The 14,796-nt window shown below is 42.7% G+C and carries 16 protein-coding genes and 2 pseudogenes; 16 read left to right on the plus strand and 2 right to left on the minus strand.

The features are described from left to right. From ODU55_RS03395 to glf, 3 genes and pseudogenes are all read left to right on the plus strand, one after another. A pseudogene (locus ODU55_RS03395) lies at window positions 1–449 on the plus strand (hypothetical protein); the annotation flags it as partial. 12 nt (window positions 450–461) lie between these two features. Beyond that, window positions 462–719 (plus strand): hypothetical protein, encoded by a 258-nt coding sequence (locus tag ODU55_RS03400; protein ID WP_099832466.1) that lies wholly within the window; start codon window positions 462–464, stop codon window positions 717–719. Window positions 720–737: 18 nt separating this feature from the next. Then, window positions 738–1,850: a UDP-galactopyranose mutase gene (gene glf, locus ODU55_RS03405; protein ID WP_398581878.1), complete on the plus strand. Its 1,113-nt coding sequence runs from the start codon at window positions 738–740 to the stop codon at window positions 1,848–1,850. 98 nt (window positions 1,851–1,948) lie between these two features. On the opposite strand, the gene ODU55_RS03410 is transcribed toward glf, so the two are convergent. Both ODU55_RS03410 and ODU55_RS03415 read right to left on the minus strand, forming a co-directional pair. Beyond that, complete coding sequence (locus ODU55_RS03410; protein ID WP_398581879.1) at window positions 1,949–2,494, minus strand: NADPH-dependent FMN reductase; 546 nt, start codon at window positions 2,492–2,494, stop codon at window positions 1,949–1,951. Window positions 2,495–2,556: 62 nt separating this feature from the next. After that, a complete protein-coding gene (locus ODU55_RS03415; RefSeq protein WP_009909619.1) occupies window positions 2,557–3,006 on the minus strand; it encodes a MarR family winged helix-turn-helix transcriptional regulator in 450 nt (149 codons plus the stop codon). A 213-nt stretch (window positions 3,007–3,219) separates the two neighbouring features. Here ODU55_RS03415 and ODU55_RS03420 point away from each other — a divergent pair, with 213 nt between their 5' ends. The 13 genes and pseudogenes from ODU55_RS03420 to ODU55_RS03480 all read left to right on the plus strand — a co-directional run bounded on the left by ODU55_RS03420 (window position 3,220) and on the right by ODU55_RS03480 (window position 14,785). Beyond that, window positions 3,220–3,717 carry a DUF5590 domain-containing protein gene (locus tag ODU55_RS03420; RefSeq protein WP_174854454.1) on the plus strand — a complete coding sequence of 166 codons (498 nt, stop codon included), beginning with the start codon at window positions 3,220–3,222 and terminating at the stop codon, window positions 3,715–3,717. Beyond that, entirely contained in the window at window positions 3,714–4,895 is a 1,182-nt protein-coding gene (locus tag ODU55_RS03425; protein ID WP_398581880.1) for a pyridoxal phosphate-dependent aminotransferase, read from the plus strand. Before ODU55_RS03420 ends, ODU55_RS03425 begins: the two co-directional genes overlap by 4 nt. A gap of 14 nt (window positions 4,896–4,909) precedes the next feature. Further along, entirely contained in the window at window positions 4,910–6,256 is a 1,347-nt protein-coding gene (asnS, locus tag ODU55_RS03430; RefSeq protein ID WP_398581881.1) for an asparagine--tRNA ligase, read from the plus strand. A 113-nt stretch (window positions 6,257–6,369) separates the two neighbouring features. Further along, on the plus strand, window positions 6,370–6,597 hold the full coding sequence (gene relB, locus ODU55_RS03435; RefSeq protein WP_002938604.1) for a type II toxin-antitoxin system RelB family antitoxin: 228 nt from the start codon (window positions 6,370–6,372) through the stop codon (window positions 6,595–6,597). Further along, on the plus strand, window positions 6,587–6,856 hold the full coding sequence (locus ODU55_RS03440) for a type II toxin-antitoxin system RelE/ParE family toxin (RefSeq protein ID WP_105147927.1): 270 nt from the start codon (window positions 6,587–6,589) through the stop codon (window positions 6,854–6,856). The genes relB and ODU55_RS03440 overlap by 11 nt, the downstream gene beginning before the upstream one ends. Before the next feature lie 405 nt (window positions 6,857–7,261). Next, window positions 7,262–8,580: pseudogene (locus tag ODU55_RS03445) on the plus strand (MATE family efflux transporter). Window positions 8,581–8,763: 183 nt separating this feature from the next. Next, window positions 8,764–9,141, plus strand: a complete 378-nt coding sequence (locus ODU55_RS03450; RefSeq protein ID WP_398581882.1) for a RidA family protein — start codon at window positions 8,764–8,766, stop codon at window positions 9,139–9,141. 21 nt (window positions 9,142–9,162) lie between these two features. Next, entirely contained in the window at window positions 9,163–10,050 is an 888-nt protein-coding gene (gene rapZ / locus ODU55_RS03455; RefSeq protein WP_398581883.1) for an RNase adapter RapZ, read from the plus strand. Further along, a complete protein-coding gene (locus tag ODU55_RS03460; RefSeq protein WP_398581884.1) occupies window positions 10,047–11,021 on the plus strand; it encodes a YvcK family protein in 975 nt (324 codons plus the stop codon). The genes rapZ and ODU55_RS03460 overlap by 4 nt, the downstream gene beginning before the upstream one ends. Next, window positions 11,018–11,929: a DNA-binding protein WhiA gene (gene whiA, locus ODU55_RS03465; protein WP_398581885.1), complete on the plus strand. Its 912-nt coding sequence runs from the start codon at window positions 11,018–11,020 to the stop codon at window positions 11,927–11,929. The genes ODU55_RS03460 and whiA overlap by 4 nt, the downstream gene beginning before the upstream one ends. A gap of 129 nt (window positions 11,930–12,058) precedes the next feature. After that, window positions 12,059–12,754 carry a Crp/Fnr family transcriptional regulator gene (locus tag ODU55_RS03470; RefSeq protein WP_398581886.1) on the plus strand — a complete coding sequence of 232 codons (696 nt, stop codon included), beginning with the start codon at window positions 12,059–12,061 and terminating at the stop codon, window positions 12,752–12,754. Between the two features lie 358 nt (window positions 12,755–13,112). Further along, complete coding sequence (gene arcA / locus ODU55_RS03475; RefSeq protein ID WP_398581946.1) at window positions 13,113–14,345, plus strand: arginine deiminase; 1,233 nt, start codon at window positions 13,113–13,115, stop codon at window positions 14,343–14,345. Then, window positions 14,345–14,785, plus strand: coding sequence for a GNAT family N-acetyltransferase (locus ODU55_RS03480; RefSeq protein ID WP_398581887.1), 441 nt, complete (start codon window positions 14,345–14,347; stop codon window positions 14,783–14,785). The genes arcA and ODU55_RS03480 overlap by 1 nt, the downstream gene beginning before the upstream one ends. Window positions 14,786–14,796 lie beyond the last annotated feature (11 nt).

Genomic DNA, 14,796 nt, shown 5'->3' on the forward strand with positions numbered 1-14,796 from the left:
TGGAATTGCCATTTGGCGAACATGAAGAATTGAGAAAACCATTTGAAATGGTCATTATTGAACTGAAAAAATTCCGCAAGGGTCAGCTAGAGAAAAATCAGCGCCAATGGATAGAATTTTTCGCCAATCGAGCATTTAGTCAATCTACATCAGATGTTATTGAAAAAGCAGAACATCTGCTGGATAGAAACACATGGACAGAGGAGGAAATCGAAATGGTAGATCAATGGTTACGCAATGCTTCCAACCACTTTGGCGAATTGGAAAGCTCCTACATACGTGGCAGACGGCGAGGTAAGGAGGAAGGCAGAGCAGAAGGTTTGGAGAAAGGTCGTATAGAGGTCGCCTATCAGATGTTGCGTGAAGGTTTTTCGTATGAACTGATTGAAAAATTGACCGGTCTATCTTCAGATCAAATCAATCAACTGTCACAAAAACATCAGGTTTAAGAGGAAATCGAAATGGTAGATCAATGGTTACGTAATGCTTCCAACCACTTTGGAGAATTGGCAAGTTCCTACATACGTGGCAGACGGCGAGGTAAGGAAGAAGGAAGAGCCGAAGGTCTAGGGAAAGGTCTAGAAGAAGGAAGCCTACAAAAAAGTTTAGATGTTGCACAAAAATTATTAGCTAGAGGTCTTGACATAGAGGATGTGTTAGAAATAACAGGACTAACTTTGGAACAGTTGACTCGATCCTCGCAAGAACATCAGTTCTAGGAGGAAAATACAAAATATATGAAAAAATACGATTATCTAGTTGTCGGAGCGGGTCTGTTCGGAGCAGTCTTTGCTCATGAGGCAGCTAAAAAGGGTAAAAAAATAAAGGTTATCGAAAAACGAGACCACATTGCAGGTAACATCTATACAAAAGAAGTAGAAGGTATTCAAGTCCATGAATATGGCGCACATATTTTCCATACTTCTGAAAAAGAAATTTGGGATTATGTGAATCGGTTTGCGGAGTTCAACCGCTATACAAACACACCAGTCGCCAATTACAAAGGTGAAATCTACAATCTTCCATTCAACATGAATACTTTCAATAAACTGTGGGGCGTGGTGACTCCTGCTGAAGCAGAAGCGAAGATTGCAGAGCAACGAGCAGTTTTGGGAGGAAAAACGCCTGAGAACTTGGAAGAACAAGCCATCTCACTAGTTGGTACAGACATCTATGAAAAATTGATCAAGTCATACACCGAGAAACAATGGGAAAAACCATGTACGGAGTTACCTGCCTTTATCATCCGTCGTTTACCCGTGCGTTTGACTTATGATAATAACTATTTCAACGATAGCTACCAAGGTATTCCAATCGGCGGTTACACGCAGATTGTTGAAAAAATGTTGGAACATGAGAATATTGATGTTGAGACAAATGTTGATTTCTTTGCCAATAAGGAAGACTATTTAGCTACCTATCCAAAGATTGTCTTTACAGGAATGATTGATGAGTTCTTTGATTACCAACTTGGTGAATTGGAATATCGTAGCCTTCGATTTGAGACAGAAGTCTTGGATATGGAAAACTATCAAGGGAATGCAGTTGTGAACTACACAGATAGTGAAACGCCATTTACTCGTATTATCGAACACAAACATTTCGAATTTGGTACACAACCGAAAACCATTATTACACGTGAGTATTCGAAGACCTGGAAACGAGGCGATGAGCCGTATTATCCAGTGAACAATGATCGTAACAACAAACTCTATACTGCTTATAAGCGCCTCGCAGAACAACAAGAGAACGTTATATTCGGTGGGCGTCTTGGTCATTATCGTTACTACGATATGCACCAAGTCATCGGAGCAGCCTTGCAGTGTGTGAGAAGTGAAGTTTGGGAATGATTTTGAGAAGTCATCAAAGTAGTAATTGATTCTTGTCAGAAATCGGAATGCTCTTAAAATGTTAATCAAAAAAAACCAGAATTTCTGGTTTTTTTTGATTATTGAATTGCTGCCAACAGGTCAGCTGCTTGTTGCTCGAGTTTTGTTAGAGTTTCGTCAGATAACTCCAATACACCTGTTCCCCATGCTTCTGGATTGATGGTTGAACCTGTAAATTCACCAGCAATCTGAGTGCGGATAAATGGAAGAAGGTGTTGGAAGTCTTTGAATAGGTGGTCGTGACCACTGTTTGCGACTGCAGAGACAGTTGTGATTTTATCTTGTAGGATAGATGGTCCTTTTGGATTGGATAAATCGAGCGAACGACTGAGCCAATCGAGAGCATTTTTTACGATGCCTGGGATTGCATAGTTATATACTGGTGAGAAAATCCAGATAGCATCCGCAGCGTCTACTTGTGCACGTAGATCTGCAATTTCAGGAAGGATAGGTGTCTCGATGTCTTGGTTGAATAGGGGAATTTTTGCAAGATCAATGTAAGATACTTGAGCCTTATCAGCCAAGAACGCTTCGGCTTTTTTTGCCATTTGATGGTTAAAAGAACCGTCACGTAGTGAACCAACTAAAAACAATACGTTCGCCATGATGGCCTCCTTTTCATAAAAACATAAATTTAGTATATCGTATTTGTCTTTTGTTGGTAATCCTAGGTCTGCTGATTCTTGAATTTTTTAAGTATCTCGGCTAATTGGTCTTGTTCTTCTGAACTAAGGACAGAAAAAATCTCTCCAACGTGATCATAATGCTCTGGAAGGATTTTTTCAATGGTTTCGCGTCCAAGTGGAGTGAGAGCAATCAAGGAAGCACGACGGTCATTTGTATCGATCGTCTTGTAGATATAGCCATCTCGAATCATGTTTTTTATAACGACAGTCATGTTGCCAGATGTGCTTAATAATTTATCAATTAAGTCTTGAATCCGCAGATTTCCTTTGTTGTAGAGTGCCTCCATCACTCCAAACTGACAAACTGTCAGTCCGTATTTTTTGATTGTTTCTAATTCTGATTTTGCGATAGTATTAGCTGCTCTGCGAAAGACGACTAGACTGTGAAGTGCATGCTTGTTCTCATTTAAAGATTGTTCAACAGTTCTCATGAGAATATTTTAGCAATAAATAGTTCGGTTATCAAGCAAAAAAAGTTAGATCCTATATTCATAGGTAAAGTACTTTCTATAGCATGGAAGAGCTGAACTGTGGGTCCCAGTTCTTATATTCGTTCTCTGTCTGAAGGAGAATGAAAGTTTATTCACAATTCAATTACGGAAAAAATGGAAATATGCTTTAACTTGTAGTATAATAGGACTACTATGGAAAAAAAGATTTTTCAACTTTTGGAAGTATTGGCAACGAAGAAGGGACAGCTGATAGCTGGTTCCTTTATACTCCTAAGTGTTATGACTTTTTCGATATTCGTTATTTGGGACCTTGCAGCTAAGCCTTTTTCTGATGTACAGAATCACGCTATTTCTGTAGCTCAAGACTATGCGGATATAGAGGTTGTTGATGATGTCTCTATCTATAATGGGGCAGAAACATACTTTAGCGTACAAGGAAAGACGAGTCAGGGAGAAATGATTGCAGTTATCATTCCTGAAGAGACAAATACTGTGTACGTTTATCCAATGGCGAATGGTATTTCTAAGGAAGAAGCGCAGGCAGTCGCTACAGAGAATGGTGCTGGAGAGATAGAAAAATCGGTTCTTGGCTATAGAGATGCGAAGCCGATTTGGGAAGTCAAATCAGGTACTGCCTACTATTTAGTTGAATTTGAAACAGGGAACTTTATCAAACGGGAGGGCTTATGAGTAAGTTATCAAGACGAGTCTTAGAGATGGAAGAAAGTGTCACTCTGGCAGCAGGTGCGCGTGCAAAAGCCTTGAAGGCAGAAGGACGTGATATTTTAGAGCTGACCTTGGGTGAGCCAGACTTTGTCACACCGAAAAATATCCAAGAAGCTGCTATTAAGTCTATCGAAAATGGTAAGGCGAGTTTTTATACGGTAGCTTCAGGACTTCCAGAATTGAAGGACGCTGTCAATACCTACTTTGAAAATTTCTACGGCTACTCTATCGAACGCAATCAAGTCGTTCTTGCGACAGGTGCCAAGTTTGTTCTTTATGCCTTCTTTGCGGCGGTTATCAATCCTGGTGATGAAGTGATTATTCCAACACCTTACTGGGTATCCTATGCTGACCAGATTAAGATGAACGAAGGAGTGCCTGTTTTTGTCACTGCGACGGAAGAACACAATTTCAAGGTAACAGTTGATCAGCTGGAAGCAGCTCGAACAGACAAGACCAAGGTCCTTTTGCTCAATAGTCCTTCTAATCCGACGGGCATGATTTACAGTCGTGAGGAATTGGAAGCTATTGGAAACTGGGCTGTGGAGCACGATATTCTCATCTTGGCAGACGATATTTACGGTCGTTTGGTCTATAATGGAAATACCTTCACACCGATTTCAAGCATTTCAGAAAGCATTCGCCAGCAGACTATTGTTGTCAATGGGGTGGCTAAGGCCTATGCCATGACAGGTTGGCGGGTTGGATTTGCCGTTGGTAATCCTGAAATCATTGCGGCTATGAGCAAGATTGTCGGACAAACGACTTCAAACCTGACAGCAGTTGCTCAGTATGCGGCTATTGAAGCCTTTACAGGTCCGCAAGATACGGTAGAAACCATGCGTCAGGCCTTTGAAGAGCGGCTCAATACCATTTATCCCTTGCTGGCAGAAGTACCTGGTTTTGAAGTGATTAAGCCAGAAGGTGCCTTCTATCTCTTCCCAAATGTCAAAAAGGCTATGGAAATGAAGGGCTACACAGATGTGACTGAATTTACCACAGCCATTTTGGAAGAAGTGGGAGTTGCAATGGTGACAGGTGCTGGTTTTGGAGCTCCTGAAAATATCCGCCTCAGCTATGCGACAGATATGGACACGCTCAAAGAAGCAGTGGCCCGACTACACACATTTATGAAAAAATAAAAAGAGGAAAAATAATGTCTAGAAAATTGATTACCATTAACCAAGTAAAAGATTATGTCGGTCAAGAAGTGACCATTGGTGCCTGGGTTGCCAACAAATCAGGCAAGGGCAAGTTAGCCTTCCTGCAGTTGCGTGACGGAACAGCCTTCTTCCAAGCAGTTGCTTTCAAGCCAAACTTTATTGAAAAATTTGGCGAAGAAGTAGGTGCGGAGAAGTTCGATGTAGCAAAACGTCTCAGCCAAGAAACGTCTGTCTATGTGACAGGGATTGTCAAGGAAGATGAGCGTTCTAAATTTGGTTATGAGTTGGATGTGACAGACCTTGAAGTCATCGGTGAGTCACAAGATTATCCAATTACACCAAAGGAACACGGTACGGACTTCCTTATGGACAACCGTCACCTCTGGTTGCGTTCGCGTAAGCAGGTCGCTATCCAGCAAATCCGTAACGCGATTATCTATGCGACTTATGAATTCTTTGAAAAGAATGGTTTTATCAAGTTTGATAGCCCAATCTTGTCTGGAAATGCGGCAGAAGATTCAACAGAATTGTTCGAAACAGACTACTTTGGTCAACCAGCTTATCTCAGTCAATCAGGTCAGCTGTACCTGGAAGCTGGTGCCATGGCCCTTGGTCGTGTTTTCGACTTCGGTCCTGTTTTCCGTGCGGAAAAATCAAAAACTCGCCGTCACTTGACGGAGTTCTGGATGATGGATGCCGAGTATTCATTCCTCAGTCATGAAGAGTCACTTGACTTGCAAGAAGCTTATGTTAAAGCCTTGATTCAAGGTGTTATCGACCGTGCTCCACAAGCCTTGGAAACTCTTGAGCGTGATGTAGATGCTCTCAAACGCTACATTGCGGAACCATTTAAACGTGTGGCTTATGACGATGCAATTACCCTTCTGCAAGAACATGAAGCTGATGAAGATACAGACTACGAACACATCGAGCATGGGGATGACTTTGGCTCACCACATGAAACTTGGATTTCAAACTACTTTGGTGTACCGACTTTCGTTGTTAACTATCCAGCAAGCTTCAAGGCTTTCTACATGAAACCAGTTCCTGGCAATCCAGAGCGCGTGCTCTGTGCAGACCTTTTGGCGCCAGAAGGCTACGGTGAAATCATCGGTGGTTCTATGCGTGAGGACAATTACGATGCCTTGGTGGCCAAGATGGACGAGCTTGGCATGGACAAGTCAGAATACGAATTTTACCTTGACCTTCGTAAGTACGGTTCCGTGCCACACGGTGGCTTCGGTATCGGTATTGAACGTATGGTGACGTTTGTGGCTGGTACAAAACACATCCGTGAAGCCATTCCGTTCCCGAGAATGTTGCACCGCTTGCATCCGTAAGCAAATCAATAGATATACAAACAGACTACAAATGTGGTCTGTTTTTCTGGTGTCAATTGACATTTTGAACGAATTGTTTTACAATGTATTACAAGAAGAAAGTAGGTGGAATGATGGGAATTGTATCCTTGCGGTTAAACGATGCAGAAGAAGAAATCTTCAGAAGCTATGCCATTCATACAGGAAAAAGCCTGTCTGAGTTATTTAAAACTGCACTTGCTGAACAGATAGAAGACCAGTTGGACTATGAAATTGGTATCAAGGCTTTGAAGAAATTCCAAGAAAATCCTGTTACACACTCGATTGATGATGTTCTTGCGGAGTTAGAAGATGGCCTATAAACTTGTTCTCAGCGATGATGCTTTGAAGCAGTTGAAAAAAATGGACAGGCATGTGGGGATGATGCTTGCTAAGGATTTGAAAAAACGTTTGGACGGTTTGGAGAATCCAAGACAGTTTGGCAAGGCCTTGGTAGGAGACTATAAGGGGCTGTGGCGGTATAGAGTGGGGAATTACCGTGTGATTTGCGATATTATTGATAACAAAATGGTCGTCCTAGCTCTTGAAATCGGGCACCGGAAAGAAATCTATAAAAAGTGAAGCCTTAGGAAACTAGGCTCGGTATCGGTGCACTTCTCAGAGCTCGTGTCAACATCTCAGCGCAGTGGTTGATTGGCTTTAACAGTCCAGTGGAGTGAAACAGTTCTGGGAACTGTTTCAGCCCGAGCCTTGAAACAGAAAAGCGAGGTAAAAAAGTTGGAGACAAGATTTGCGAAGCAAATCTCAGCAATTCGTGTTTTCCACTCCAAATCTTCCTTATACGACTGAAGCGAACGGAGTTCGCCTTATCTCCAACCTCCAAAGGTTCCCCAAACCTTTGGAGCTGTGCGGGGGTGGGCAGACGAACTCCTTTTTGACTTATCGAGTTCTTCCCCACTCCCTGTTTTCTTGATTTTTTACTAGATTTTATTTATAATTATTCTAAATAAAACTGTGGAGAGGAAAATGAAGCAAGAAAGTTTAGGAAAAGAGATTATTCGTTTGGCCTTGCCTGCGACGGTGGAAAATATCTTTCAGACCTTAGTTGGTTTTGTGGATACCCTCTTGATTGCACAGCTGGGGCTGGTAGCGGTGACGGCAGTTGGTCTTGCCAATACGATTTTGAATGTCTATTTGGCGGTCTATATGGCTTTGGGAGTTGGGGCAACAGCTTTGATTGCTCGGTCTATTGGCGCGGGAGATAGGGAATCTCTTACCTTTCATGTCCGTCAAGCCTTAGTGCTTTCAGTAGGTGTAGGTCTGCTATTGGGTTTACTATCCCTTGTTTTCGGGCGGCAGATGCTGGTCTTAATGGGAGCAGATGCGGAGAGTTTAGCTGGCGCCCAGGCATTTTTTACTGGGTTGGTGGCTTGACGATTTTCCAAGCTCTGATGACCATTTTGGGAACAATCCTGCGGGCATCTGGCGACACAGTTTCCCCTATGAAAATGAGCTTACTGACCAATGGTTTTAATGTGGTCTTGGACTATTTCTTGATTTTTGGTATTTGCTCTTGGTCAGGTTTTGGTATTGTAGGGACGGCCTTGGGAACCGTCTTAGCTCGCTTGCTTGGTACTGTCTTGCTGTATCGTAAGGTACAGCAGACTGACTTGGCAGTTGATCTCAAACAATTGTTCCATTTCGGAAGTCCTAAGGAAATGGTGGATTTGACCCTACCTGCAGTAGCCGAACGCTTGGTTATGCGGTTGGGACAGGTGGTCTATTTCAGTTTGATTGTTGGGCTGGGGATGACTGTCTATGCTTCTCACATGATTGCAGGCAATATCGAGAGTTTTACCTATATGCCAGCCTATAGTCTTGCGACAGCGGCAGCGGTTTTGATTGGTCAAGCCTTGGGAAAGGGGGACATCCTCACAGTTAGACGAGTCGCATTTCTCAGCTCTGCCTATGGAGTAGCCATCATGTCCCTGCTCGGTACCATCTTATTTTTCGGAGCTCCAAGTTTTGCTCTGCTATTTACCAAAGACCTAGAAGCCGTCCGTCAAGTCGTCACAGCCTTACGGATCGATGCTTTCAACCAGCCAGGTCTTGCGGCTTCTTTGATCATGGCTGGCGCTCTGCAGGGCTTGGGGGATACCAAGTCGCCACTCTACTCCACAATGATAGGAATGTGGGGGCTACGCGTCGTAGGTGTTATCGTCTTAGGTCAGATGTTCGGTTTAGGAATTGCCGGCGTCTGGCTGTCGATTTTGATTGACCTGCTCTTGCGAGCAATCTTCCTAAGCTGGAGATTTACTATTACAACGCGAAAACTGGCTGATTAGGCTAGTTTTTTGGTATATGCAGGTAGTTTTAGAAGTAGACTATGGATTGCCTTATTTCATGTTGATGATACTATCTCAATTCCTTTTTTATAAAAGAAAATAGGTGCAGGATAGTAGTAGGTGAGCTGTTTTATACAGAACTTGTGCTATAATAGATATAAAAAATTAAAAGGAGATAGAGATATGAAAACCATTCACACAGATAAGGCACCTGCAGCAATTGGCCCATACGTTCAAGGGAAGGTTGTTGGAAATTTCCTCTTTGCCTCTGGTCAAGTTCCTTTGTCACCTGAAACTGGTGAAGTGGTTGGTGAAACCATTCAGGAGCAGACTGAGCAAGTCTTGAAAAATATCGCAGCGATTTTAGAAGCTGCTGGTACAGACTTTGACCATGTGGTTAAAACAACTTGCTTCCTCAAGGATATGAATGACTTTGTGGCTTTCAACGAAGTCTATCAAACAGCCTTTTCAGCAGATTTTCCCGCTCGCTCAGCGGTGGAAGTGGCGCGTTTGCCTCGTGATGTCAAGGTTGAAATTGAAGTGATTGCAGTAATTGATTAGGAGAGAAAAGGAGGGAATGTCATGTCAGACAAACTCCATTTAGTGATTGTAACAGGGATGTCGGGAGCAGGTAAAACGGTAGCTATCCAGTCTTTTGAAGACTTGGGGTATTTTACCATTGACAATATGCCACCGACACTACTTCCAAAATTTTTAGAATTGATTCGCCATAGCAAAGACAATAATAAGATTGCCTTGGTGGTGGATATGCGGAGTCGGTCTTTCTTTGCGGAAATCCGAGAAGTTTTGGATGAGATTGAATCGGCAGAAGATTTGGATTTTAAGGTCTTGTTTTTGGATGCAACGGATGGCGAACTGGTTGCACGGTATAAAGAGACACGACGCTCTCATCCTTTGGCTGCGGATGGTCGGGTCTTGGACGGGATTCAGCTGGAACGTGAGCTCTTAGCACCTTTGAAAAACATGAGCCAGAATGTCATCGATACGACAGAATTGACACCGCGTAATCTTCGGATGGCTATTTCAGAGCAGTTTGCTAGTCAAGACAATCAACCATCCTTCCGTGTGGAAGTTATGTCCTTTGGTTTCAAATACGGTTTGCCCTTGGATGCGGACTTGGTTTTTGATGTTCGTTTCTTGCCTAACCCATATTATCAAAAGGAATTGAGGAATTTGACTGGTTTGGATGCTCCTGTTTTTGACTATGTCATGGACCATCAGGAATCAGAAGAATTTTACAGCCATCTTATCGGCTTGATTGAGCCAATTCTGCCTGGTTACCAGAAGGAAGGAAAATCTGTCCTGACTATAGCTGTTGGTTGTACGGGTGGTCAACATAGAAGCGTAGCTTTTGCCAAACGCTTGGCTGACGATCTTGAGAAGAACTGGCTAGTTAACCGCAGCCATCGTGATAAGGACAGACGGAAGGAAACGGTTAACCGCTCATGAGAAAGCCAAAGATTACAGTGATTGGTGGGGGAACGGGAATTCCGGTTATCCTAAAGAGCCTGCGGGACAAGGATGTGGACATTACGGCCATCGTGACCGTAGCAGATGACGGTGGCTCCTCGGGGGAGATTCGTCAGGCCTTGCAGGTTACACCTCCGGGGGATTTGCGGAATGTCCTCTTGGCTATGTCCGATATGCCTAAGTTGTATGAGCAGATTTTCCAGTACCGCTTCGCGGATTCGGATGGTCCGCTAGCAGGGCATCCCTTGGGCAATCTCATCATCGCTGGGATTTCCGAGATGCAGGGTTCGACCTATAATGCCATGCGGCTCTTGACCCGCTTTTTCCATACCACGGGTCGGATTTATCCTTCCAGTGAACAGGCCCTGACCCTTCATGCGGTCTTTACAGATGGGACCAAGGTTTCTGGCGAGAGTAAGATTGCCAAACACGAGGGTATGATTGGCCATGTTTATGTGACAAATACCTATAATGATGATGAGCCTAAGGCCAGTCGTCAGGTGGTAGAAGCTATCATGGAGAGCGATATGGTGGTCTTGGGACCGGGATCGCTCTTTACATCCATCCTTCCCAATCTCATGATTTCCGACATTGGCAAGGCGTTGAAAGAAACCAAGGCAGAAGTGACCTATGTCTGCAATATCATGACCCAGCGTGGCGAGACGGAGTTCTTCACGGATGCTGACCACGTGACCGTCTTGAATGGCCATCTGGGTGAGAAGTTCATTGACACTGTGTTAGTTAATAGCGAGCCTGTACCACACGAATACATGAATACCCACAAGTTTGATGAATACTTGGTGCAGGTCAAGCATGACTTTGCTGGCCTACAGGAGCAGACCAGTCGTGTGATTTCTTCTAATTTTCTTCGCTTGGAAAATGGCGGAGCTTTTCATGATGGTGATTTGGTGGTAGAAGAGTTGCTCAAGATCTTGCAGGTGCGGTCATGAGTTTTACTATAAAAGTCAAAGAAGAGCTGTTGATCCAGTCCAGTCAAAATAAGAGTGAGCTAGCAGCCATTATCAAACTGTCTGGCAGTCTAGGGCTGGCTTCAACAGGCTTGACCCTGTCCATCTCGACTGAGAATGCCAAAATTGCCAGACATATCTACGAATTACTGCTGCATTTCTACCAAGTAAAAGCAGAAATTCGTCACCACCAAAAGCCCAATCTCAAGAAGAATCGTGTCTATGCGGTTGTCATTGAAGATGGAGTCAATGACATCTTACATGATTTGCATCTGGCAGATAGTTTTTTTGGACTGGAAACGGGCATTTCGCCTCTTGTCCTTGAAAATGATTCTTGGAGCCAGGCCTATTTGCGAGGGGCATTCTTGGCAGCTGGCTCTGTCAAGGATCCTGAAAAAGGACGGTATCAGCTGGAAATCGCATCCGTTTACAGCGACCATGCCCAGGACCTGGCCAATTTGTTGCAGAAGTTTCTCTTGGATGCCAAGGTTATTGAGCGAAGTAAGGGAACTATTACCTATCTGCAACGGGCAGAAGATATTATGGACTTTCTGTTGGTGATTGGAGCAGAAGAGGCCAAGACAGAGTTTGAAAATATCAAGCTCTTGCGTGAGGCTCGAAATGACCTCAACCGAGCCAATAATGCTGAAACGGCTAATATTGCAAAGACGGTCAATGCTAGTATGAAAACAATTAATAATATTATCAAAATTATGGATACTATCGGTCTAGATCAGTTGTCAGGTGACTTGCAGGAGATTGCCCAGTTGCGAATTCAGCATCCAGACTATTCCATTCAGCAATTGGCGGATAGTCTAACGGTACCGATTACTAAAAGTGGTGTCAACCATCGTTTGCGGAAAATCAATAAGATTGCGGATGAATTATAATACTTAGAACCAGTTCCTTGTGGGCTGGTTTTTTAGATTATTATAGGAAATTACGGAATATTATTAGAATTATATCTTAATATATGTTAGAATGTGTAGAGAAATACTTTGATTAGAATGGAGAGAGTGATGATTACGAACGAACAATACAACTTTCTTCGAAACCATCCTGCGTTTGAAAACTTCTCAAGGGAAAGTTTCGATCAATTAGCTAAGCATATTCGTTTTCGAAAGATTCCAAAGGGTCAAATCTTTTTTTACGCAGAGGATCCTAGAGATTATCTATTTGTATTGTATAAGGGCTATGCTCGGATTGAGCAATATGATGAGACGGATAGTTTTACGTATTTGGACTATATTCGGCAGGGTGGTGCCTTTCCATTTGGAGATATGTTTCAGGACAAACCTTATCATTATACTGCCATTGCCATAACGGACCTAGAGTATTTTATTGTGCCGATGGTCTTGTTTGAAACCTTGTCGAAGATAAATCCTAGTCAAATGGTCTATATCTGTCAAAAATTATCCAAAGTGCTTCGTTTTCAAGAGTTGCGCTTGCGAAATGCGATGCGTTCTAAGGCATCAGATCGAGTCGTTCAAGCCCTGGCTCTTCTTTATTGGGATATGTGCCAGCGCGATCAGTTTGTTACCTTACCGTTTGAAATTCATATTCAGGAGATTTCGCGTTTAGCAGCTACGACACGAGAAACCGTTAGCCATGTTTTAAAACAATTGAAGCAGGATCAAAAGATTGCCTATAGCCACAAACAACTGACCTATCTCGATATTGATTTCTTTCTCGAAAATCTAACAGAAACACATTAGTTTCTGTTTTTTTATAAAAATAAATATTCATATAATGGTGTAAAGGATAAACAATATTCATAATTCTGTTGTTTTTATCGATAATTACCCAAGAATACGCGTAAAAATGTGAAGAATTTCTCAAAAGAATGTGAACGTTTTCAAGTTTTTGATGTTGTTCTCTGTTACACTATGGTTGTAAAGGAAATGAGAGTGGGGGAAGCGTACGGTCCACTATCATTTCCAATCAAGTAATACTCAATGAAAATCAAAATCAGACTAGGCGACGAAGATGAAGATAGAACTGAAGTTCATCAAATCGAGGCAACAACGTATGAGTTTGATTTTCGAAGAGTATAAAAAAATATTAGGAGGACAGATCATGTCAAACCATCCAATTCATGTTTTTTCAGAAATTGGTAAACTGAAAAAAGTTATGTTGCACAGACCTGGTAAGGAAATTGAAAACCTGATGCCTGACTACCTAGAACGTCTCTTGTTCGATGATATTCCATTCTTGGAAGATGCTCAAAAAGAACACGATGCATTCGCACAAGCATTACGAGATGAAGGAGTCGAAGTTCTCTACCTTGAACAATTGGCTGCTGAATCCTTAGTAACACCTGAAATTCGTGAGCAATTTATTGATGAATACCTAGAAGAAGCAAATATTCGTGGTCGTGCTACTAAAAAAGCTATTCGCAAACTCTTGCTAGCTATTGAAGACAACAAAGAGTTGGTAGAGAAAACGATGGCGGGTGTTCAGAAAGCTGAGTTACCGGAAGTCCCTGCTGAAGAAAAAGGTTTGACAGACCTGGTCGAATCATCCTACCCATTTGCAATTGACCCAATGCCAAACCTTTACTTCACTCGGGATCCATTTGCTACGATTGGTAATGCAGTTTCGCTCAACCACATGTATGCAGAAACTCGTAACCGTGAAACCTTGTATGGTAAATATATCTTTACCTACCACCCAGAATACGGTGGAAAAGTTCCATTGGTTTACAACCGTGAGGAAACAACACGGATTGAAGGTGGTGACGAATTAGTGCTTTCAAGAGATGTGTTGGCAGTAGGTATCTCACAACGGACCGATGCAGCGTCCATTGAAAAACTCTTGGTAAACATCTTTGAACGACATGTTGGTTTCAAGAAAGTATTGGCCTTTGAATTTGCGAACAACCGTAAATTCATGCACTTAGATACTGTCTTTACCATGGTTGACTATGACAAGTTCACTATTCACCCAGAAATTGAAGGCGACCTTCGTGTCTTCTCTGTAACCTATGAAAATGACACGCTTCACATTGAAGAAGAACATGGCGATTTGGCTGAATTATTGGCGGCCAACCTTGGTCTTGAAAAAGTTGAGTTGATTCGTTGCGGTGGTGGCGATTTGGTTGCTGCTGGTCGTGAGCAATGGAATGATGGTTCAAATACATTGACCATTGCACCAGGTGTGGTAGTTGTTTACAAACGCAATACGATTACCAATGCTATCCTCGAGTCCAAAGGGCTTCGTTTGATTAAGATTGGCGGAAGTGAATTGGTTCGCGGTCGTGGTGGACCTCGTTGTATGTCAATGCCGTTTGAACGGGAAGACATCTAATGCCAAGTATAGAACGAACAACTATCGGTTCGGAAGAATGGCAACGCGCAGCCTCTATCTATGTCCGCTATAAGGTATTTGTCCTTGAGCGTGGTATTGCAAAGGAAGATGAATTTGACCAGAATGATACGGAAGGAAGAGTTTACGCCAATCTCTTTATTGGTGAGGAGCCTGTTTCAACGGGACGTTTTCTTCCTGTCGATCCTGGTCAAGCTCGTCTAACCCGAATAGCCACTCTACCGAATTTTCGTGGAAAAGGCTATGGAAAAATGATTATCAGCTCTTTGGAAGCTTATGCACGTGAAACAGGCTTTCGTCAGTTGGATATACATTCGGAGTTAACTGCAAAGACTTTTTATGAGTCAGTCGGCTACCAAGCAACTTCTGAAGTTTATCAAGAAGATGGAGAATGGTGCCAGACATTGACAAAATTTATTTAAACATTAGGAGA

This window comes from Streptococcus sp. 2022WUSS037, from assembly GCF_044427225.1.
Taxonomy (GTDB): Bacteria; Bacillota; Bacilli; order Lactobacillales; family Streptococcaceae; genus Streptococcus.